We start from the raw sequence: 20,272 nt of genomic DNA on the forward strand, positions 1-20,272 counted from the left end.
CGCCGGGTAGCTGTGGGCCACGCGACGGAGGTGGATGGTGTTCGAACAACGACGTCCCGGGGCGGTGCTCTTCGACAGGGATGGAACCCTGATCAGGGATGTCCCGTACAACGGCGACCCGGCCCGGGTCCGGCCCATGCCGGGCGCGCTGGAGGCGCTGAGCAGGCTGCGCCGCGCCGACCTGCCGGTGGCGGTGGTGACCAACCAGTCGGGCGTGGCCAAGGGCCTGATCACCGCGGACGAGATGGAACAGGTGAACGCCCGGGTCGAGGAGCTGCTCGGGCCGTTCGACGCGTGGGCGATCTGCGTGCACGACGACGGCGACGGCTGCACCTGCCGCAAACCCGCGCCCGGCCTGCTCATCAGGGCCGCCGCGGTGCTGGACGTGAGCCCGCGCGAGTGTGTCATGGTCGGCGACATCGGCCGCGACATGGAGGCGGCCAGGGCCGCCGGGGCGCGCGGCATCCTGGTGCCGACCGTGGAGACGCGGCGCGAGGAGATCGAGCACGCTCCCGAGGTCGCCGACGACCTCACCGACGTGGCCGAACGGCTGCTGCGCGAGGCGGACGCCGCGCCGGCCCCCGTCGCCGCCGGCGGCTCCGCCTGGTCGCGGGCGCTCGGCTGGAGCCGCTGGTGAGGATCCTCCTCTGGCACGTCCACGGCTCGTGGACCACCTCGTTCGTGCACGGCCGCCACGAGTACGTCCTGCCGCTCGTCCCCGGCCGCGGCCCCGACGGCAGGGGACGGGCCGACACCTATCCGTGGCCCGGGAGCGCCCGGGAAGTGCCGTGGGACCGGCTCCGCGACGAGCCGGTCGACGTGGTCGTCTACCAGCGCCCGCACGAGCTCGACCTGGCCCGCGAGTGGCTCGGCCGCGACCTGCCCGGCGTCTACGTCGAGCACAACACGCCGGTCGGCGACGTGCCCCGCACCCGCCACCCGCTGGCGGACCGCTCCGACATCACGCTCGTGCACGTCACCCACTTCAACGAGCTGTTCTGGGACAACGGCCGGGCTCCCACCAGGGTCGTCGAGCACGGCGTCGTGGACCCCGGCCACCTCTACACCGGCGAGCTGCCCAGGGCGGGCGTCGTGGTCAACGAGCCCGTCCGGCGCACCCGGGTGGCCGGCACCGACCTGCTGCCGCGCTTCGCCGCCGAGGTGCCGCTCGACCTGTTCGGCATGAAGGTGGAAGGTCTCCCGTACGGGACGTACGAGGACCTGCCGCAGGCCCGCATGCACGCCGAGCTCGCCAGACGGCGGGTCTACCTGCACCCCTACCGGTGGACCTCGCTCGGGCTCGCCCTCATCGAGGCGATGACCCTGGGCATGCCCGTGGTCGCGCTGGCCGCCACCGAGGCCGTCGAGGCGGTGCCGCCCGAGGCGGGCGTCGTCTCCACCCGGGTGGACGTGCTGGCCCAGGCGCTCAGGGAGTTCGCCGCGGACCCGGAGCGGGCCGCCCAGGCAGGCAAGGCCGCGCGGACGGCCGCGCTGGCGCGCTACGGGCTCGACAGGTTCCTGCTCGACTGGGACCGCCTGCTCGAAGAGGTATGACCCCTAAGGCGCTGGGTAGGCGCGATGAGCATGATGATGCTCGACTGGTCACGCAGGGCCGCCTGCTCTGACCTGGACCCTGAGCTGTTCTTCCCGATCTCGCTCCAGGGTCCGGGCCAGTCGCAGGTGGAACGCGCCAAGACGATCTGCCACACGTGCCCCGTACGGGAGCCGTGCCTCGACTACGCGATCAGCAGCGGCCAGACGCACGGCGTCTGGGGCGGCCTGGATCCGGAACAGCGCCGCGCGCTCATCCCGAGGGCAGCGCCGCGGCCAGAAAGCGTTCGCGCTCGTCCGCTGACAGGTGGTCGCTGAACAGCACCCCGTCCAGATGATCGGACTCGTGCTGCAGCACCCTCGCCAGCACGCCCAGCGCCCGCACCGTGACGGGCTTGCCGAACATGTCGCGGCCACGCGCGACGACCATGAAAGCGCGCCGCAGCGGCCACCACACGCCCGGGGCCGACAGACACGCCTCGTCCGCCGTGATCCGCCGCTCCGACAGCTCCAGCCGCGGATTGACGAGATGGCCTGACGCGCCCTCGTAGGCGTAGACGAGCACCCGCAGCGGCACCCCCACCTGAGGAGCGGCCAGCCCGGCCCGGCCGGCGCCCGCCCGCAACGTCGCCGTCATGGACTTGACCAGCCCGCGCAGCTCCTTGTCGTAGTCCTTGACCGGCTCCGCGACCGAGCGGAGCGCCGGATCGTCGAAAGCCAGGATCGGCCGCACCGTCACCCGCGCCTCCCCGAATAGCCGCGTCGCACACCGACGGGTTTCCCTCCCCGGTCCGCCGCCAACCGCGCGGGCTGTCGCTTGTAGCACAGCGGTAACAGAAGAGACCCAGCGCGGAAACCCTCCGAATCCACGATGAAGGCGTGATCTCACTTCCGGTTCACGTACGTGTGATGCCCGGCCGGGTGCTCGGGGCCCGGCCGGGTGTCCCGATCCACGACGAGGTTCTCGCATGAGCGGGTCATCCATCGGGGACGCCGTCCTTTCGCCCGAGACGGCGCCCGACGCGCTGGCGGGCTTCACCGTCGGCGTCACGGCCACCCGCCGGCGCGAGGAGTTCGGGGCGCTGCTCGAACGGCGCGGCGCCCGGGTGCTGAGCGCCCCCGCCATCAGGCTCGTCCCGCTCGCCGAGGACGCCGACCTGCTCGCCGCCACCCGGCGGAGCCTGGAGAGGCCCGTCGACGACGTGGTCGTCACCACCGGCGTCGGCTTCCGCGGCTGGATGGCCGCGGCGGAGGGCTGGGGCCTCTCCTCCGACCTGGGCGACCACCTCGCCGGGGCACGCCTGCTCACCCGCGGGCCCAAGGCCAGAGGCGCGGTCCGCGCCGCCGGGCTCAACGACCACTGGACCCCCGCCACCGAATCCTGCGCCGAGGTCAAGGACTACCTGCTCGCCCAGGACCTGCGCGGCCGCCGCATCGCCGTCCAGCAGCACGGCGAGCCGCTGACCGACTTCGTCGCCGACCTGCGCGGGGCCGGCGCCGAGGTGATCGTGATCCCCGTCTACCGGTGGCTGCCGTACCGCGACCCGTCGCCGCTGCGGCGCCTGATCACCCAGACGGTCTCGGGCTCCGTCGACGCCGTCGCCTTCACCAGCGCGCCCGCCGTGCACGCCATGCTCAACGCCGCCCGCGCGGAGGGGGCCGAGGACGCCCTGCTGGCCGCGTTCGCCGGCCCCGTCGTGGCCGCCTGCGTCGGCCCGGTCACCGCGGGCCCGCTCGCCGACCGCGGCGTGCCCACCCTGCAGCCCGACCGGGCCCGGCTCGGCGCGCTCGCCCGCGTCCTGGCCCGCCACCTGCCCGCCCAGTCCGTCACCCGGCTCGAAGCGGGCGGGCACCGCCTGGAGATCCGCGGCCACGCCGTGGTCGTCGACGGCGAACTGCGGCCGCTGCCGCCCGCCCCGATGGCCGTGCTCAAGCGCCTGGCCGACAAGCCCGGCCACGTCGTCTCCCGCGCCGACCTGCGCACCGTCCTGCCCGGCAGCGCCGTCAGGGACTCGGCCGAGCACGCGGTCGAGATGGCCGTCACCCGCCTGCGCCGCGCGCTCGGGCCGGCCGGGATCGTCGAGACCGTGGTCAAGCGCGGCTACCGGCTCGCCTGCCGGTACGAGGGCGCGCGGTGACCCCGACGCTCGTCCTGGCCGCTCACGGCACCCGCAGCGAGGAGGGGGAGCGCACCCTGTCCGCGCTGGCCGGAGCCGTCCGCGCGGCCCGGCCCCGCCGCCGCGTCGAGCTCGCCTACCTGGAGATCAGCGCGCCGCTGCTGCGTGACGTGCTGCCGGCCGTCCCCGGGCCGGTGGTCGTGGTCCCGCTGCTGCTCGCCGGCGGTTACCACGTGCACGTCGACCTGCCTGCGGTGCTCGCCGAGCACCGGCCAGGCGCTCTCGTCGCCCCGCCGCTCGGCCCGCACCGGCTGCTGACAGCCACGCTCGCCCGTCGCCTCAACAGGGCCGGGCTGCGCGCCACGGACGCGGTCGTGCTGGGCGCGGCCGGGTCCTCCGACCCGTCCGCGCTGGCCGGCGTGCGCGCCGCCGCCCACCAGCTCGCCGTCCGCCTGTCCCGCCCGGTCACCGCCGCCTTCGTCTCCTCCGGCTCGCCGGGGCTGGCGGAGACGATGGAACGGCTCCGCTCCGGCCCGGCGGCCCGGGTGGCGCTCGCCTCCTACCTGCTGGCGCCCGGCTTCTTCCACGCCCGCCTGGCGGCCGCCGGCGCCGACCTCGTCACCCCGCCGCTGGGCGCCGACCCCGACCTGGCCGCCCTGGTCTGGCACCGCCACGACCAGGCCCTGCGCCACCACACGGCCACCTCGGCAGCCGGCTGACACCCCACCGCCGTGCGGCCTCCCCGCATCCCCGTGCGGCCTTCGTGCATCCCCGTGCGGCCTTCGTGCATCCCCGTGCGGCCTTCGTGCACCGCCGGGCGGTCTCCCCGCACCGCCGGGCGGCCTCCGCGCGTCAGCCTGTGGCTCTGGCCGCGTCCGGAGGACGGCCCCGGGGGTCCGCTCAGCCCGTTTTCCAGTCTCACCGGGGTTCCAGCCGTAGTTCGCGGACGATCTCCTCGGCGGCGGTTTCGCGTGACGGTCCGGCGTCGGCGCCGACGAAGAGCTCGACGAAGGCGTGGCGGAGGCAGCCGGCGAGCAGGAGCCGGGCGCTGGCCTCCGGGTCGACCTCCCCGGCCACCCGGCCGAGCAGTCGTTCCTCCCGCAGGTACGAGGCGAGCGGGGTCACCTCGGCGGGCGGTCCCAGCCCGTTCGCCTTGAGCGCGTGCCGGAAGCGCACGGTGACCGCGGGGGAGGAGAACACCGGCAGCGCGGCCGACTGCACGTCCGCGTAGTAGCCGATGCCGGCCCGCGCCACCACGACGAGGTTGTCGCGCACCTGACCCCGGCCCGCGCGGTGCTCCAGGTCGCGCAGGACGCCCAGCCAGAGGGGGAGACGGTCCTGGAGCAGGGCCAGGAAGTGGGTCACCTGACCGCCGGGACCGTCCTCACGCAGGGGCGCGGCCATCTGCAGGACCAGACGCCTGGTGTCCTGGCTGGTCAGGTGCGGGCTTCCGGACGGAATCGCCATGATCGGCCTCACGTGGACGGTCAGCGGAAACCCGATTATGAACCGGCGTACGGAAAAAGTCCGGCGTTTAGGTTTTTAGTCGCAAATGTCCGCCGGCGTCCAAGGCGCCCATGGCCGCGGCCGCTCGGCGGGAGAGTGAACGCCGGACGTCAGCCGTCGGTGTCGCGGTCGCGGCGCCTCAGGTAGCGCTCGAACTCGGCCGCGATCGCGTCGCCGCTCGCCTCGGGCAGCTCCGCCGCGTCCTTGCGCTCCTCCAGCTCCTTGACGTATTCGGCCACCTCGCTGTCCTGCGAGGCCAGCTCGTCGACGCCGTGCTCCCACGCCCGGGCCTCCTCGTCGAGGTCGCCCAGCGGCATCGGGATCTCCAGCACGTCCTCCAACCGGCGCAGCAGCGCCAGCGTGGCCTTCGGGTTGGGCGGCTGGGCCACGTAGTGAGGCACCGACGCCCACAGCGTGACGGCGCTCAGGCCGGCGCGGCCGAACGCGTGCTGCAGGACGCCGACGATGCCCGTCGGGCCCTCGTAGCGGCTCAGCTCCAGGTTGATCGAGCGCGCCAGGCCGTCGTCGGTGGCCGAGCCGAGGACCGGCACCGGACGGGTGTGCGGCGAGTCGTTGAGCAGCGCGCCCAGCATGACAGCCATGTCGACGCCCAGCTCCCGGCAGACGTCGATGATGTCGGCGCAGAACGACCGCCAGCGCATGTTGGGCTCGATGCCGCGCAGCAGCACCACGTCGCGCTCGCTGCCCGGCGGCCGGGCCCGCAGCAGCCTCGTCGTCGGCCAGATGATCGACCGGGTCAGCCCGTCGCCCATCTCCACGACGGGGCGGGTGACCTGGAAGTCGTAGTAGTCGTCAGGGTCCAGCTCGGCCAGCGGCTCGGCCTTCCAGGCGGACTCGAGATGGGCGATCACACCGCTCGAGGCCTCGCCCGCGTCGTTCCACCCTTCGAACGCGGCAATGAGCACCGGGTCGACGAGCTCGGGGAGCCCTTCGAGCTCGATCACGTGTCGCCTCCTGTCTGCACCATCGCGCTAAGCCTATGCGGTGAGGAGGTACTCCTGTCACGTGGTAAGCGCGATCAGTGGCTCCCGCCGTACAGCCTGTGATGGAACGCCAGGTCAGGCGAGGGACGGGGCGGAGCGGCGTACGCTGCGAGCTGAGCCCGCGGGCCCTGCCGGAGGACGGTTCTTCGCCGCCTTGTCCTGGTGTGTCCCCTTCCGGAGGGGAGGGCGTCGCACCAGGCGCTGGACGTGCGAGGCGGGGCCCGGCGGGCGGGGGATCCCGGTGTGGCGCAGCCGATAAGCTGGAGCGCATGAGCATCGCCCGGTCATTTCGAGAAGTGCTGTCCCAGCGAGTCGTCGTCGCCGACGGCGCCATGGGAACGATGCTCCAGGCCCACGACCCGACCCTCGACGACTTCCAGGGCCACGAGGGCTGCAACGAGGTGCTCAACGTCACCCGCCCCGACATCGTCGCGGGCGTCCACGACGCCTACTTCGCCGTCGGCGTCGACTGCGTGGAGACCAACACCTTCGGCGCCAACCTCGCCGCGCTCGGCGAGTACGACATCGGCGACCGCGTCTACGAATACTCCGAGGCCGGCGCCAGGATCGCCAGGGAGCGCGCCGACCACTGGTCCACGCCCGACCGGCCGCGTTTCGTGCTCGGCTCGATGGGTCCCGGCACGAAGCTGCCCACGCTCGGCCACCTGCCGTTCGCCGTCCTGCGCGACGCCTACCGCGACAACGCGGCCGGCCTGATCGCCGGCGGCGCCGACGCGCTCATCGTCGAGACCTCCCAGGACCTGCTGCAGGTCAAGGCCGCCGTGCTCGGCGCGAAGCGGGCGATCGACGCGGCCGGGCGCGACGTGCCGATCATCGCCCAGGTGACGATCGAGACCAACGGCGCCATGCTGCTCGGCTCCGAGATCGGCGCCGCCCTCACCGCGATCGAGCCGCTCGGCGTCGACGTGATCGGCCTCAACTGCGCCACCGGCCCCGCCGAGATGAGCGAGCACCTGCGCTACCTCGCCCGCCACTCGCGGCTGCGGCTGTCGTGCATGCCCAACGCCGGCCTGCCCGTGCTCACCTCCGACGGCGCCTACTACCCGCTGAGCGCCGAGGAGCTGACGACCGCCCACGAGACCTTCGTCCGCGACTACGGCCTGTCCATCGTCGGCGGCTGCTGCGGCACCACCCCGGAGCACCTGCGCCAGGTGGTCGAGCGGGTGCACGGCCGGGAGGTCGTCCGCCGCCGCCCGCACCCCGAGCCCGGCGTCTCCTCCCTCTACCAGACGATCCCGTTCCGCCAGGACACCTCCTTCCTGGCCATCGGCGAGCGGTGCAACACCAACGGCTCCAGGGCCTTCCGCGAGGCCATGCTGGAAGGCCGCTGGGACGACTGCGTGGAGACGGCCCGCGACCAGGCGCGCGGCGGCGCCCACATGCTCGACCTGTGCGTCGACTACGTGGGCCGCGACGGCGTGGCCGACATGAAGGAGCTGGCGTTCCGGCTGGCCACCGCCTCCACCCTGCCGATCATGCTCGACTCCACCGAGCCGGAGGTGCTGCGCGCCGGGCTGGAGATGCTCGGCGGACGCGCCGCGGTCAACTCCGTCAACTACGAGGACGGCACCGGCCCCGACTCCCGCTTCCAGCGGATCATGCGGCTGGTGCGCGAGCACGGCGCCGCCGTGGTGGCGCTCACCATCGACGAGGAGGGCCAGGCCCGCACCGCCGACCACAAGGTGCGCGTGGCCAGCCGCCTCGTCGACGACCTGACGGGCAACTGGGGCATGCGGGTCGACGACATCATCGTCGACTGCCTCACCTTCCCCATCGCCACCGGCCAGGAGGAGACCAGGCGCGACGGCCTGGAGACCATCGAGGCCATCCGCGAGCTCAAGCGCCGCTACCCCGGCGTGCAGACCACGCTCGGCGTCTCCAACATCAGCTTCGGCCTCAACCCGGCCGCCCGCATGGTGCTCAACTCGGTCTTCCTCAACGAGTGCGTCAACGCCGGCCTCGACTCCGCCATCGTCCACGCGTCCAAGATCGTGCCGATGGCGCGCATCCCCGACGAGCAGCGCCAGGTCGCCCTCGACATGGTCTACGACCGGCGGCGCGAGGGCTACGACCCGCTGCAGCGGTTCATGGACCTGTTCGAGGGCGTCGACGCGGCGGCCCTGCGCGCAGGCAAGGCCGAGGAACTGGCCGCGCTGCCGCTGTGGGAGCGGCTCAAGCGGCGCATCATCGACGGCGAGCGCAAGGGCCTGGAGACCGACCTCGACGACGCGCTGACCCAGCGGCCCGCCCTGGAGATCATCAACGACGTGCTGCTCGACGGCATGAAGACGGTCGGCGAGCTGTTCGGCTCCGGCCAGATGCAGCTGCCGTTCGTGCTGCAGTCGGCCGAGGTGATGAAGGCCGCCGTCGCCCAGCTGGAGCCGCACATGGAGCGGGTCGAGGGCGAGACGAAGGGCCGCATCGTGCTGGCCACCGTCAAGGGCGACGTGCACGACATCGGCAAGAACCTCGTCGACATCATCCTGTCCAACAACGGCTACGAGGTCGTCAACCTCGGCATCAAGCAGCCCGTCTCGGCCATCCTGGAGGCCGCCGACGAGCAGAAGGCCGACGTCATCGGCATGTCCGGCCTGCTGGTCAAGTCGACCGTGGTCATGAAGGAGAACCTCGAGGAGCTCAACTCCAGGGGCCTGGCCGAGAAGTACCCCGTGCTGCTCGGCGGCGCCGCGCTCACCCGCGCCTACGTCGAGCAGGACCTCGCCGAGCTGTTCGCGGGCGAGGTCCGCTACGCCCGCGACGCCTTCGAGGGCCTGCGCCTGATGGACGCCATCATGGCGGTCAAGCGCGGCGTGGCCGGCGCCCAGCTGCCGCCGCTGCGCCAGCGGCGGGTCAAGACCGGCGCCAAGCTCGACCGCACCCCCGTCGAGGAGCTGCCGTCCCGCTCCGACGTGGCCGCCGACAACCCGGTGCCGAAGCCGCCGTTCCACGGCGACCGCATCGTCAAGGGCATCCCGCTGGCCGACTACGCGGCCTTCCTCGACGAGCGGGCGCTGTTCCTCGGCCAGTGGGGGCTCAAGCCGACCAGGGGCGGCGACGGCCCCGGCTACGAAGAGCTGGTCGAGGCCGAGGGCCGGCCGAGGCTGCGCATGTGGCTGGAGCGGCTGCAGACCGAGGGCCTGCTGGAGGCGGCCGTCGTCTACGGCTACTTCCCGTGCGTCAGCGACGGCGACTCGCTGATCATCCTCGACGAGTCGGGCGGCGAGCGCACCCGCTTCACGTTCCCGCGCCAGCGCCGCGACCGCCACCTGTGCCTGTCCGACTTCTTCCGGGGCAAGGACTCGGGGGAGACCGACGTGGTCGGCCTGCAGGTCGTCACCATGGGCAGCAAGATCTCCCAGGCCACGGCCGAGCTGTTCGCCAAGGACGCCTACCGCGACTACCTGGAGCTCCACGGCCTGTCGGTGCAGCTCACCGAGGCGCTGGCCGAATACTGGCACGCCCGCACCCGGTCGGAGTGGGGCATCGGCGGCGACGAGTCGCTCGACGACATGCTCAAGGTCAACATCCAGGGCTGCCGCTACTCGTTCGGCTACCCCGCCTGCCCCAACCTCGAGGACCAGGTGCAGCTGTTCCAGCTGCTCGACCCGGAGCGCATCGGGGTCACGCTGTCGGAGGAGTTCCAGCTCCACCCGGAGCAGGCCACCTCCGCCCTCGTCGCGCACCATCCCGAGGCCAAATACTTCAACGTCTGACGGTCCGTCGGTCCCAGGGAGCACGGGTGGAAGCGGTTTTCTTCGACATGGACGGCCTCCTGGTCGACACGGAGACGGTGTGGCTGGAGGTCGAGACCGAGGTGATGGAGCAGCTCGGCGCCCAGTGGACCCCCGGGCACCAGGCCCACCTCGTCGGCGGCTCCATGGAGCGCACCGTCGACTACATGCTGGCCGTGTCGGAGTCGACGGTGCCCGCGTGGACGGTCCGGGAGTGGATGGCGACCGGCATGGTGGCCCGCCTGGCGGGCGGCGTGCGGGTCATGCCGGGCGCCTCCGAGCTGCTCGACGCGCTGCGTGACGAAGGGGTGCCGGTGGCGCTGGTGACCGCCTCGCTCAAGGAGATCGCGGACGCGGTGCTGAAGGAAGTGGGGCGCGACCGGTTCGACGCCGTCGTCACCGCCGACGACGTCCTCCGCACCAAACCCGACCCGGAGCCCTATCTGACGGCGGCCCAGCTGCTGGGCGTCGAGCCGGTGCGCTGCGTGGTGCTGGAGGACTCGCCCAACGGGGTGGCCGCGGCGACTGCCGCGGGCTGCGCGGTGGTCGCGGTGCCCAGCCTGCTGCCGGTGGAGCCGGCGCCGGGCCGCTTGGTGGTCTCGTCTCTCGCGGAGGTCGGCCCCTCCGACCTGCGCGCCCTCCTGGCCGCCTGACGCCCTCACGCTCCCGTACGGGCGCGAGAAGGCGCACGGGTGAGCCCTCGGGGGCGAACCCGGAGATCCTGTAGGTCGGGAGCCGGGTCCCCCTAAGGGATCGGTGGTTCTCCCGGAGGAGGGGCAGACGCCGGATCGCGTGCCAGGATGGAGAGAAACGCGCATACCGAGGGGTGTCCCGAATGGGTTTCGAACAGATCGCATGGTTCCCGCTCTGCATCGGCCTGACCGCCGCGGGGCTGGTGCTGAGCTTCCTGGCGTTCCGGCGCAGGGGAGCGGCCTCGGGGCTGCGGATGCTCGCCTGGGCGCTGCTGCCGCTGGCCGCCTACCTGACCGACGCCCTGCGCGCGATCTGGACCATCGGCTCCACCGCCGTGGGGTTCGTGGCCAACCTGGTGTTCAACCCGGTGGTGTGGTCGGGCGTGGCCGTGGCCGGGCTCTCGGTGGTGCTGTTCGTCGTCTCCGGCGTGCTGCGCGGCCGTAAGCTCCGCAAGGCCGAGTCCGGGGCGCCCGCCGCCGAGGCCCCGGCGAAGCCCTCCGCGAAGCCCTCCGCTCAGGCGCCCGCCGCAGGCCGGCCGCAGGCGGCCGCCAAGCCCGCCGTCGAGAACAAGAAGGCCTCGAAGGGCGATGACGATTTCTCGGACATCGAGGATCTTCTCCGGCGACGTGGCATCAGCTAGATCCGCGTATGTCACGGATCTGAGACGCAACCAGGACTGGCCGTGGACAATCCCACCAAGATCGATACGAATGCGTTTCGCGTCAATCACAGTTGAGCCACATAGCGGTCTGAGGGGCTAGTCAGCGCAGCTCAGGCCATACATTCTGCCTCCTGAAGGTCGCGACGAAGCGGTCTGAAAGACGAAACTCCAGACAACGTCGTCTGAGAATTCAGGGGGCTATCCGGCATGACCGCACCGCTCGACGTTTCCGGTGCTTCGGCGCAGGTGCCGCCGGAGCCCACGCTTTCCGGAGCGGACAGAGCCGTCCAGGGCCGGTCCCTCACCCGGATCGCCTGGATGCGGCTGCGGCGCGACAAGATCGCGCTCGCCGGCGGCATCACCGTGCTCCTGCTGATCCTCATGGCGATCTTCGCCACGCCCATCATCAACCTGTTCGGTCAGGACCCCCTGGAGTTCAACCAGGACGCGATCGACCCGAACACCCTGCTGCCCCTGGGCGCCTACGGCGGCATGGGCGCCGAGCACCTGCTCGGCGTCGAGCCGGTCAACGGCCGCGACATCTTCAGCCGGATCGTCGCCGGGGCCGGCATCTCGCTGCTGATCGGCTTCCTGGCCACGATCGTGTCGGTGCTGATCGGCACCGTCATGGGCGTCGTCGCCGGCTACTTCGGCGGCTGGGTCGACCAGATCATCGGCCGCATCATGGACGTGTTCCTGGCCTTCCCGCTGCTCGTCTTCGCGATCGCGCTGGTCGGCGTGATGCCGAACGAGGGGTTCGGGCTGGAGGGCAACGGGCTGCGGATCGCCATGCTGATCTTCATCATCGGCTTCTTCAGCTGGCCCAGCATCGGGCGCATCGTCCGCGGCCAGACGCTGTCGCTGCGTGAGCGCGAGTTCGTCGACGCCGCCAGGAGCCTGGGCGCACGCAACGGCTACATCCTGTTCCGGGAGATCCTGCCCAACCTGATGGCGCCGATCCTGGTCTACGCGACCCTGCTCATCCCGGCCAACATCCTGTTCGAGGCCGCGCTGTCCTTCCTCGGCGTCGGCATCAACCCGCCCACCCCCACGTGGGGCGGCATGCTCTCGGAAGCGGTGCGGTTCTACACGCTGCCGCACTTCGTGATCTTCCCCGGTCTGGCGATCTTCATCACCGTGCTGGCCTTCAACCTGTTCGGCGACGGGTTGAGGGACGCCTTCGACCCCCGGGCTCACTGACATTCGCCAACGCTCCATCCCCATCTCCACTAACAAGGGGTATCAATGAGAAGGAAATCCGCACTGGCAGGGGCCGCGACAGCGGCGCTCGCCCTGGTGCTCTCCGCCTGCGGCGGCGGAGGGGGCGGTACGCAGCAGCCGGCGCAGTCGGCTTCGGGCGCGGCCGCGCAACCCGCGGCCGATGCCGCCCTCACCCAGGTCTACAACCCTTCCACCAAGAAGGGCGGGACCCTCAAGGCCGCGCACTCCTCCGACTGGGACAGCCTCGACCCCGGCGACACCTACTACGGCTACTCGTTCAACTTCGGCCGGTTCTACTGGCGGACGCTGACGATGTACAAGCCCGGACCGGGCGCCGAGGGCAACACCGTCATCCCGGACCTCGCCGAGTCCCTCGGTGAGCCGAGCGCCGACGGCAAGACCTGGACGTACAAGATCAAGTCGGGTCTCAAGTTCGAGGACGGCACCCCGATCACCTCGAAGGACGTCGCCTACGCGGTGGCCCGCTCCTTCGACAAGGAGACCTTCCCGCACGGCCCGTCGTACCTCAACGAGCTGCTCGACTGGCCGAAGGACTTCAAGGGCGTCTACAAGACCCCGGACGCCGACTACAGCTCCGCCATCGAGACCCCTGACGACCAGACCATCGTCTTCCACCTGAAGAACCCGTTCGCGTCGATGGACTACGTGGTCCAGATGCCGATGACGGCTCCGGTGCCGAAGGACAAGGACACCGGTGCGAAGTACCGGGAGAAGGTCGTCTCGTCCGGTCCGTACAAGTTCGAGACCAACGAGATCGGCAAGCGCTTCACCCTGGTCCGCAACGACCAGTGGGACCCGGCGACGGACCCGAACCGTCCCGCGCTGCCCGACCGCATCGAGGTCCAGCTCAACGTCAACGCCGACGACCTCGACAACCAGCTCATCGCCGGTGACATCCACCTGGACATCCCCGGCACCGGTCTCCAGCCGGCCGCGCTCGGCAAGGTGCTCCCTGACCCGGCGATGAAGGCCCGCACGGACAACCCGGTGATCCCGAGGCTCTGGTACATCTCGGTGATCCCGGACAACCCGCCGCTGGACAACGTCGAGTGCCGCAAGGCCGTCATGTTCGCCGCCGACCGCGTGGCCAACCAGACCGCCTACGGAGGCCCGGTCGCCGGTGGCGACATCGCGACCAACGTCATGCCGCCGCCCATCGTCGGCCAGGAGAAGTTCGACCTCTACCAGACGCCGGAGAACAAGGGCGACGTCGAGAAGGCCAAGCAGGCCCTCACCGCCTGCGGCCAGGCTGACGGCTTCGAGACCACGATGGTCTACCGGGCCGACCGCCCGCGCGAGAAGGCGCTGGCCGAGGCCATGCAGCAGGCGCTGGCCAAGGCCAACATCAAGCTCAACCTCAAGGGCTTCCCGGCCTCCAGCTACTTCTCCGACTACGCCGGCAACGTCGAGTACGTCAAGAAGAACAACATCGGCCTGGCCGGTCACGGCTGGGGCTCCGACTGGCCCGACGGCTACGGCTTCATGCAGGCCATCGTCGACAGCCGCACCATCCGCGACGCCGGCAACTACAACCTGAGCGTCAAGAGCGACAAGGTCGACGGTCTGATCGACCAGGCTTCGGCCGAGCTCGACGCGACGGCCCGCGCCAAGCTGTGGGTGGAAGTCGACAAGGCGGTCATGGAGGACGCCTCCCTGCTGCCCGTGGTCTGGGCCAAGGCCCTGCTCATGCGCGGCCAGGGCGTCACCAACATCGCCTACAACGAAGGCCAGAGCATGTACGACTACATCTTGCTCGGCGTCGAATAGCAGGCGAGGTACGGGGATCTAGCGAAGGCAGGTGAAGGCAGGGATGGCCTGCCCGGCGACGGGCAGGCCATCCGGCCGGTAGCGGTGCTCACATACATCATCAGACGATTCATCGGCGCGATCGCCATGTTGATCGTGATCAGCATGGTCACCTTCGGCATCTTCTTCGTCGTGCCGCAGTGGGCCGGGTCCACCCCCGAGTCCCTCGCCTCGCGGTACGTCGGCCGCGCGGCCACGGAGGAGACGGTGGCCCTGGTCGCCGAGCGGCTGGGATTCAACGATCCCGTGATCGTGCAGTACGGCCGGTTCCTCAAAGGCATCTTCCTCGGTGCCGAGTACGACTACGGCGCGGGTGTGGAGCACTGCCCGGCGCCCTGCCTCGGCTACTCCTTCATCAGCGGCCAGCCCGTCTGGCCTGACCTGATCGACCGCATGCCGGTGACGTTCTCCCTCGCCATCGGCGCCGCGATCCTCTGGGTGGTCGCCGGCGTCTCCGTAGGAGTCATCTCCGCGCTGCGGCGCGGCAGCTTCTTCGACCGCCTGTCGATGGGCACCGCCCTGGCCGGCGTGTCGCTGCCCATCTTCTTCACCGGCATGGTCTCGCTCGTCGTCTTCTCCTACGGACTCGGCTGGACACCGCCGGGCGGCTCGTGGACGGACTTCACAGAGAATCCGGCGCAGTGGGCCTACAACCTGCTGCTGCCATGGATCACGCTCGCGTTCCTGTTCGCCGCCACCTATGCGCGGCTCACCCGCGCGGGCATGCTGGACACCATGGGGGAGGACTACATCCGCACCGCCAGAGCCAAGGGCCTGCGAGAACGGGATGTGGTGGTCAAACACGGCCTGCGGGCCGCGCTCACCCCCATCCTGACCCTCTTCGGCATCGACTTCGGCCTGCTGATCGGTGGCGCCATCCTCACCGAGACCACCTATACTCTGCCCGGCCTCGGTCAGTTCGCCATCCTGGCCATCAGAAACCAGGATCTGCCGCAGGTCATGGGAGTGGTCCTGTTCGCCGCGAGCTTCGTGGTCGTCGCGAGCCTGATCGTCGACCTGCTCTACGCCTGGGTCGACCCGAGGGTGAGGTTGTCGTGAGCTTTCTTGACGTCAAGGACCTGAAGATCCATTTCCCCACCGACGACGGCCTCGTCAGGTCGGTCGACGGTCTCACCTTCTCCCTCGAACGCGGCCGTACCCTCGGCATCGTGGGCGAGTCCGGCTCCGGCAAGAGCGTGACCAGCCTCGGCATCCTCGGCCTGCACAAGGGCGGCCGGGCCCAGATCTCCGGCGAGATCTGGCTCGACGACGAGGAGCTCGTCGCCATGTCCGCCGAGCAGGTACGCCGCCTGCGGGGCAAGAAGATGGCGATGATCTTCCAGGACCCGCTCTCGTCGATGCACCCGTACTACAGCGTCGGCCACCAGATCATCGAGGCCTACCGGATCCACCACGACGTCAGCAAGCAGGTCGCCCGCAAGCACGCCATCGACCTGCTCGGCCGCGTCGGCATCCCGGAGCCGGCCAGGCGCGTCGACAGCTACCCGCACGAGTTCTCCGGCGGCATGCGCCAGCGCGCGATGATCGCCATGGCGCTCTCCTGCGACCCCGAGCTGCTCATCGCCGACGAGCCGACCACCGCGCTCGACGTGACCGTGCAGGCGCAGATCCTCGACCTGATGCGCGACCTGCAGCGCGAGTTCAACTCCGCGCTCATCATCATCACGCACGACCTCGGCGTGGTGGCCGAGCTGTCCGACGACATCCTCGTCATGTACGCGGGCAAATGCGTCGAGTACGGCAAGGCCGACGACATCTTCTACCAGCCCGAGCACCCCTACACCTGGGGGCTGCTCGGCTCGATGCCCCGGCTCGACCGCGAGCCGACCGAACGGCTGCTGCCGATCAAGGGCTCCCCGCCGTCCCTCATCAACGTGCCGCCGGGCTGCGCCTTCCACCCCCGCTGCCCGTACGCCGAGCGCACCGAGGGGCGCGCGTCCACCGAGGTCCCCGACCTGGCCCCGACCGAGCGCGGCCACCTGGTGCGCTGTCACATGCCCAGGACGGAACGGCGGGCGCTGTGGGAGAACGAGATCAAGCCAGTCCTGGAGACCCAGTGAGCGAGAACGAGCCGCTTCTTTCCGTGCACAACATGGAGAAGCACTTCCCTGTGACCGCGGGCCTGTTCAGAAGGCAGGTCGGCGCCGTCAAGGCGGTCGACGGGATCAGTTTCGAGGTGTTCAAGGGCGAGACCCTCGGCCTGGTGGGCGAGTCCGGCTGCGGCAAGTCCACCACCGGGCGGCTGGTCACCCGCCTCCTGGAGCCCACCGGCGGCAAGGTGGTCTTCGAGGGCCAGGACATCACCCACCTGAGCCAGGGCAAGCTCCGGCCGCTCCGCCGCGACATGCAGATGATCTTCCAGGATCCGTACTCGTCGCTCAACCCCCGGCACACGGTCGGCGCCATCGTCGGCGCGCCCTTCCGCATCCAGGGCATCAAGACCGAGCAGGGCACCAAGAAGGCCGTCCAGGACATCCTGGAGCTGGTCGGGCTCAACCCCGAGCACTACAACCGCTACCCGCACGAGTTCTCCGGCGGCCAGCGCCAGCGCATCGGCATCGCCCGCACGCTCGCGCTCAAGCCCAAGCTGATCATCGCCGACGAGCCCGTCTCCGCCCTCGACGTGTCCATCCAGGCCCAGGTGGTCAACCTGCTGGAGGACCTGCAGAGCGAGCTCGACCTCACCTACGTGGTCATCGCCCACGACCTGTCGGTGGTGCGGCACATCAGCGACCGGGTCGCGGTCATGTACCTCGGCAAGATCGTCGAGATCGCCGACCGCAAGAGCCTGTACGCGACGCCCATGCACCCCTACACCAACGCGCTGCTGTCGGCGGTGCCGGTGCCCGACCCGAAGGCGCGCAGGGACCGCGAGCGCATCCGCCTCACCGGCGACGTGCCCAGCCCGCTCAACCCGCCGCCCGCCTGCCGCTTCCACACCCGCTGCTGGAAGGCGCAGGAGATCTGCAAGAAGGTCGAGCCGCCGCTGGAGAAGCTGGCCGACGGCCACCAGGTGGCCTGCCACTTCCCGGAGAACGCCCCGGTCGCCACCGCGGGAGCCGCCGCGGACGACACCGCCCAGGCCTGATCGCCTGATCGCCGCCCCGGGCGTCCGCTACGACAGGGCGCCCGGGGTGATCAGCCCCGTCTCGTAGGCCAGCACCACCGCCTGGACGCGGTCGCGCAGCCCCAGCTTCGTCAGCACGTTGCCGACGTGGGTCTTGACCGTCGTCTCGCTGACCACCAGCTTGGCCGCGATCTCCGCGTTGGACATGCCTTTGGCGATCAGCCGCAGCACCTCCAGCTCCCGCTCGGTCAGCCGGTCGAGCCGCGCGGGCGCGGGCTGCTCGTGAGCCGCCGGCAGCCGGGCCGCGAACCGGTCGAGCAGCCTGCGCGTGACGCTCGGCGCCACGATCGCGTCGCCCGCCGCCACCACCCGGATCGCCTGCACCAGCTCGTCCGGCGGCACGTCCTTCAGCAGGAACCCCGACGCCCCCGACCGCAGCGCCTCCACGATGTACTCGTCCAGGTCGAAGGTCGTCAGCACCAGCACCTTCGGCACGTGCGCCGACGGCACCGCCCGGGGCGCGTCGCGGACGATCCGGCGGGTCGCCTCGATCCCGTCGACCCCCGGCATGCGGATGTCCATCAGCACCACGTCCGGCAGCAGCGCCCTCGTCTGCTCCTGCGCGGCCTTGCCGTCGCCCGCCTGACCGACCACCGTGATGTCGGGCTCTGCCTCGAGGATCAGGCGGAAACCGGTGCGCAGCAGCGGCTGGTCGTCCACCAGCAGCACCCTGATCGTCATGATCCGTCCTTCAACGGGAACCTCGCCCGCACCTCGAAACCGCCCCCCGATTTCGGGCCGATGTTCAGAATTCCACCACAGAGGGCCACCCGCTCGCGAATTCCGACCAGACCGTGACCCGCCTCCTCCGGCCGCGCCGCCTCGCCGCGCCCGTCGTCCACCACCCGCACGTCCAGCTCGCACCGGCCGTGACGCACGGTCACCACCGCCTTCGCGCCCGGCCCCGCGTGGCGCAGGCTGTTGGTCAGCGCCTCCTGGACCGTGCGGTAGGCGGCCAGGTCGACGCCCGCCGGCAGCGGGACCGCCTCGCCCTCGACCGACAGCCGCGCCGGCAGGCCCGCCTCCGTCATCTGCTCCACCAGCGCGGGCAGATCGCGCACCCCCGGCTGCGGCCCGAGCTCCACGCCCGCGTCGGTGCGCAGCACGCCCACGATGTCGCGCATCTCGGACATCGCCAGCCGGCCGGTGTGCTCGATCGCGGTCAGCGCCTCCCGCGCCACGTCGGGATCCGACGCCAGCACCTTGCGCGCCGCGGCCGCCTGCACCGTCATCACCGACACGTGATGCGCCACCACGTCGTGCAGCTCCCTCGCGATCCTGGAGCGCTCCTCCGCCCGCGCCGCCCGCGTGTCGGCCGCGTGCGCCCGCTCCAGCCGCGCCGCCCGGTCCTTCAGCTCCTCCAGGTACGCCCTGCGCAGCCGCATGCTCCGGCCCGTGCCCCAGACCGCCACCAGCACCACGGCCATCATCAGATGGTCGCTCCAGTGGGCCGTGCGGACCGGCCCGGCCGCCGCCCCCACCGAGTAGACCGCCAGCGACACCAGCAGCCCGCCCAGCGCCGCGGCCAGCCCCCGGTTGGCGGCCACCGAATAGAGCATCACCAGCGCCCCCACCCCGGCGAGGCCGTAGCCATAGCCGAAGGCCGCCAGCAGGGTCTCGGGCACCAGGCTCGCGCACAGCCCCGCCAGCGGCCAGCGCCTGCGCGCCGCCACCGGAGCGCAGCTCGACAGCACCAGGAAGGCGCCCAGGGAGTCGGGGCCGCGCAGCCCGTCGACCACCAGCCCCTGCGCCTCCAGCCGGCCGACGTTCTCGGTCAGGAACAGCGACAGCGACACCACGGCCGCCAGCACCACCAGGACCGAGTCATGGAACGTCGTTCGGTCTGCGCGCACCGCTTCACTGTAAGCCCAGGTGAGCCGGGGCTCCTCCTCCTGCAGGAGGAGAAGGCGACTACAGCTCGTCGGTGGCGGCGCGGCGGCTGCCGCGCACCGTGTCGCCCGGCTGCCGGTCGGGCACCGGCGGGGGAGTGCCGCCGAACTCGGGGCACAACGCCTGGTGATCGCACCAGTCGCACAGCCGGCTGCGCCGCGCCCGCCACTCGCCGGTGTCGAGCGCCCGCGCGATCGCCTTCCACAGCGCCTTGACCTTGCGCTCGGTGGCCAGCAGATCGGCCTCGTCGGGCGCGTACCGCAGCACCTCGCCCCGGCCGCCCAGATAGACCAGCTGCAGCAGCCGCGGCACCTCGCGGCGCAGGCGCCACAGCACCAGCGCGTAGAACTTCATCTGGAACAGCGCCTTGGCCTCGAACTCCGGCCCCGGGGCGCTGCCCGTCTTGTAGTCGACCACCCGGACCTCGCCGGTCGGCGCGACGTCCAGCCGGTCGACGTAGCCCCGCAGCATCAGCCCGCCGTCGAGCACCGCCTCCACGTAGAGCTCGCGCTCGGCCGGCTCCAGCCGGGTGGGATCCTCCAGCGTGAAGTAGCGCTCCAGCATCTCGCGCGCCTGGGCCAGCCACGCCGCCTGCTCGCCTTCGCCGGTGAACATCTCCGCCAGCTGCGGGTCCTCCTCCAGCAGCCGCAGCCACTGCGGCTCCAGCAGCTCCAGGGCGGCGCGTACCGACCGCTCCGGCGCCGGCAGGTCGTAGAGCCGCTCCAGCACCGCGTGCACGACCGTGCCGCGCACCGCCGCCTGCGACGGCTTCTCCGGCAACTGGTCGACCACCCGGAAGCGATAGAGCAGCGGGCAGGTCATGAAGTCGCCCGCCCGGGACGGGGAGAGGGCTCCGATGATCTCCGGCTCGGTCAACGTCATGACCCGCACTCTAGGCCACC

Annotated in this window: 19 protein-coding genes; 13 read left to right on the forward strand and 6 right to left on the reverse strand. The window is 71.2% G+C overall.

Going from position 1 to position 20,272, the window contains the following annotated elements; translation table 11 throughout:
- The first annotated feature begins 34 nt into the window (after positions 1 to 34).
- The 3 genes from ACZ6YG_RS14145 to ACZ6YG_RS14155 are packed head-to-tail and all read left to right on the forward strand — an operon-like array spanning position 35 to position 1,869.
- On the forward strand, positions 35 to 637 hold the full coding sequence (locus ACZ6YG_RS14145; RefSeq protein WP_246640123.1) for a D-glycero-alpha-D-manno-heptose-1,7-bisphosphate 7-phosphatase: 603 nt from the start codon (positions 35 to 37) through the stop codon (positions 635 to 637).
- Complete coding sequence (locus ACZ6YG_RS14150) at positions 634 to 1,554, forward strand: glycosyltransferase (RefSeq protein WP_364230677.1); 921 nt, start codon at positions 634 to 636, stop codon at positions 1,552 to 1,554. Before ACZ6YG_RS14145 ends, ACZ6YG_RS14150 begins: the two co-directional genes overlap by 4 nt.
- 36 nt (positions 1,555 to 1,590) lie before the next feature.
- Entirely contained in the window at positions 1,591 to 1,869 is a 279-nt protein-coding gene (locus ACZ6YG_RS14155) for a WhiB family transcriptional regulator (protein ID WP_378524897.1), read from the forward strand.
- On the opposite strand, the gene def is transcribed toward ACZ6YG_RS14155, so the two are convergent.
- The gene (gene def, locus ACZ6YG_RS14160; protein WP_219545739.1) at positions 1,805 to 2,290 is read right to left on the reverse strand and encodes a peptide deformylase; all 486 of its coding nucleotides are present in this window, start codon (positions 2,288 to 2,290) and stop codon (positions 1,805 to 1,807) included. The two genes, ACZ6YG_RS14155 and def, sit on opposite strands and share 65 nt — an antisense overlap.
- Before the next feature lie 229 nt (positions 2,291 to 2,519).
- Between def and ACZ6YG_RS14165 the strand changes: the two genes are divergently transcribed.
- The gene (locus ACZ6YG_RS14165; protein ID WP_219545738.1) at positions 2,520 to 3,689 is read left to right on the forward strand and encodes a uroporphyrinogen-III synthase; all 1,170 of its coding nucleotides are present in this window, start codon (positions 2,520 to 2,522) and stop codon (positions 3,687 to 3,689) included.
- Entirely contained in the window at positions 3,686 to 4,387 is a 702-nt protein-coding gene (locus tag ACZ6YG_RS14170) for a sirohydrochlorin chelatase (protein ID WP_466018210.1), read from the forward strand. Before ACZ6YG_RS14165 ends, ACZ6YG_RS14170 begins: the two co-directional genes overlap by 4 nt.
- A gap of 199 nt (positions 4,388 to 4,586) precedes the next feature.
- Here ACZ6YG_RS14170 and ACZ6YG_RS14175 read toward each other — a convergent pair whose 3' ends face one another.
- On the reverse strand, positions 4,587 to 5,135 hold the full coding sequence (locus ACZ6YG_RS14175) for a hypothetical protein (protein WP_271278801.1): 549 nt from the start codon (positions 5,133 to 5,135) through the stop codon (positions 4,587 to 4,589).
- 149 nt (positions 5,136 to 5,284) lie between these two features.
- Positions 5,285 to 6,139: a PAC2 family protein gene (locus ACZ6YG_RS14180; protein WP_148031403.1), complete on the reverse strand. Its 855-nt coding sequence runs from the start codon at positions 6,137 to 6,139 to the stop codon at positions 5,285 to 5,287.
- 308 nt (positions 6,140 to 6,447) lie between these two features.
- On the opposite strand from ACZ6YG_RS14180, the gene metH reads away from it, so the two are divergent.
- From metH to ACZ6YG_RS14220, 8 genes are all read left to right on the forward strand, one after another.
- On the forward strand, positions 6,448 to 9,912 hold the full coding sequence (metH, locus tag ACZ6YG_RS14185; RefSeq protein WP_148031404.1) for a methionine synthase: 3,465 nt from the start codon (positions 6,448 to 6,450) through the stop codon (positions 9,910 to 9,912).
- Between the two features lie 26 nt (positions 9,913 to 9,938).
- Positions 9,939 to 10,583 carry an HAD family hydrolase gene (locus tag ACZ6YG_RS14190; RefSeq protein WP_148031405.1) on the forward strand — a complete coding sequence of 215 codons (645 nt, stop codon included), beginning with the start codon at positions 9,939 to 9,941 and terminating at the stop codon, positions 10,581 to 10,583.
- A 182-nt stretch (positions 10,584 to 10,765) separates the two neighbouring features.
- A complete protein-coding gene (locus ACZ6YG_RS14195) occupies positions 10,766 to 11,263 on the forward strand; it encodes a cellulose synthase (RefSeq protein ID WP_466018211.1) in 498 nt (165 codons plus the stop codon).
- Between the two features lie 228 nt (positions 11,264 to 11,491).
- A complete protein-coding gene (locus ACZ6YG_RS14200; protein WP_219545732.1) occupies positions 11,492 to 12,484 on the forward strand; it encodes an ABC transporter permease in 993 nt (330 codons plus the stop codon).
- Between the two features lie 45 nt (positions 12,485 to 12,529).
- Positions 12,530 to 14,293 (forward strand): ABC transporter substrate-binding protein, encoded by a 1,764-nt coding sequence (locus ACZ6YG_RS14205; RefSeq protein ID WP_219545731.1) that lies wholly within the window; start codon positions 12,530 to 12,532, stop codon positions 14,291 to 14,293.
- An 84-nt stretch (positions 14,294 to 14,377) separates the two neighbouring features.
- The gene (locus ACZ6YG_RS14210; protein WP_219545730.1) at positions 14,378 to 15,391 is read left to right on the forward strand and encodes an ABC transporter permease; all 1,014 of its coding nucleotides are present in this window, start codon (positions 14,378 to 14,380) and stop codon (positions 15,389 to 15,391) included.
- Positions 15,388 to 16,413, forward strand: coding sequence for an ABC transporter ATP-binding protein (locus ACZ6YG_RS14215; protein WP_219545729.1), 1,026 nt, complete (start codon positions 15,388 to 15,390; stop codon positions 16,411 to 16,413). The genes ACZ6YG_RS14210 and ACZ6YG_RS14215 overlap by 4 nt, the downstream gene beginning before the upstream one ends.
- A 32-nt stretch (positions 16,414 to 16,445) precedes the next feature.
- The gene (locus tag ACZ6YG_RS14220; RefSeq protein ID WP_148034541.1) at positions 16,446 to 17,441 is read left to right on the forward strand and encodes an ABC transporter ATP-binding protein; all 996 of its coding nucleotides are present in this window, start codon (positions 16,446 to 16,448) and stop codon (positions 17,439 to 17,441) included.
- A gap of 27 nt (positions 17,442 to 17,468) precedes the next feature.
- Here ACZ6YG_RS14220 and ACZ6YG_RS14225 read toward each other — a convergent pair whose 3' ends face one another.
- The 3 genes from ACZ6YG_RS14225 to ACZ6YG_RS14235 are packed head-to-tail and all read right to left on the reverse strand — an operon-like array spanning position 17,469 to position 20,252.
- The gene (locus ACZ6YG_RS14225) at positions 17,469 to 18,161 is read right to left on the reverse strand and encodes a response regulator (RefSeq protein WP_148031410.1); all 693 of its coding nucleotides are present in this window, start codon (positions 18,159 to 18,161) and stop codon (positions 17,469 to 17,471) included.
- Complete coding sequence (locus tag ACZ6YG_RS14230; RefSeq protein WP_466018212.1) at positions 18,158 to 19,333, reverse strand: sensor histidine kinase; 1,176 nt, start codon at positions 19,331 to 19,333, stop codon at positions 18,158 to 18,160. The genes ACZ6YG_RS14225 and ACZ6YG_RS14230 overlap by 4 nt, the downstream gene beginning before the upstream one ends.
- A gap of 58 nt (positions 19,334 to 19,391) precedes the next feature.
- The gene (locus ACZ6YG_RS14235) at positions 19,392 to 20,252 is read right to left on the reverse strand and encodes a RecB family exonuclease (protein ID WP_364230695.1); all 861 of its coding nucleotides are present in this window, start codon (positions 20,250 to 20,252) and stop codon (positions 19,392 to 19,394) included.
- Between the last annotated feature and the right edge of the window lie 20 nt (positions 20,253 to 20,272).

Source organism: Nonomuraea sp. NPDC054003, from assembly GCF_055585125.1.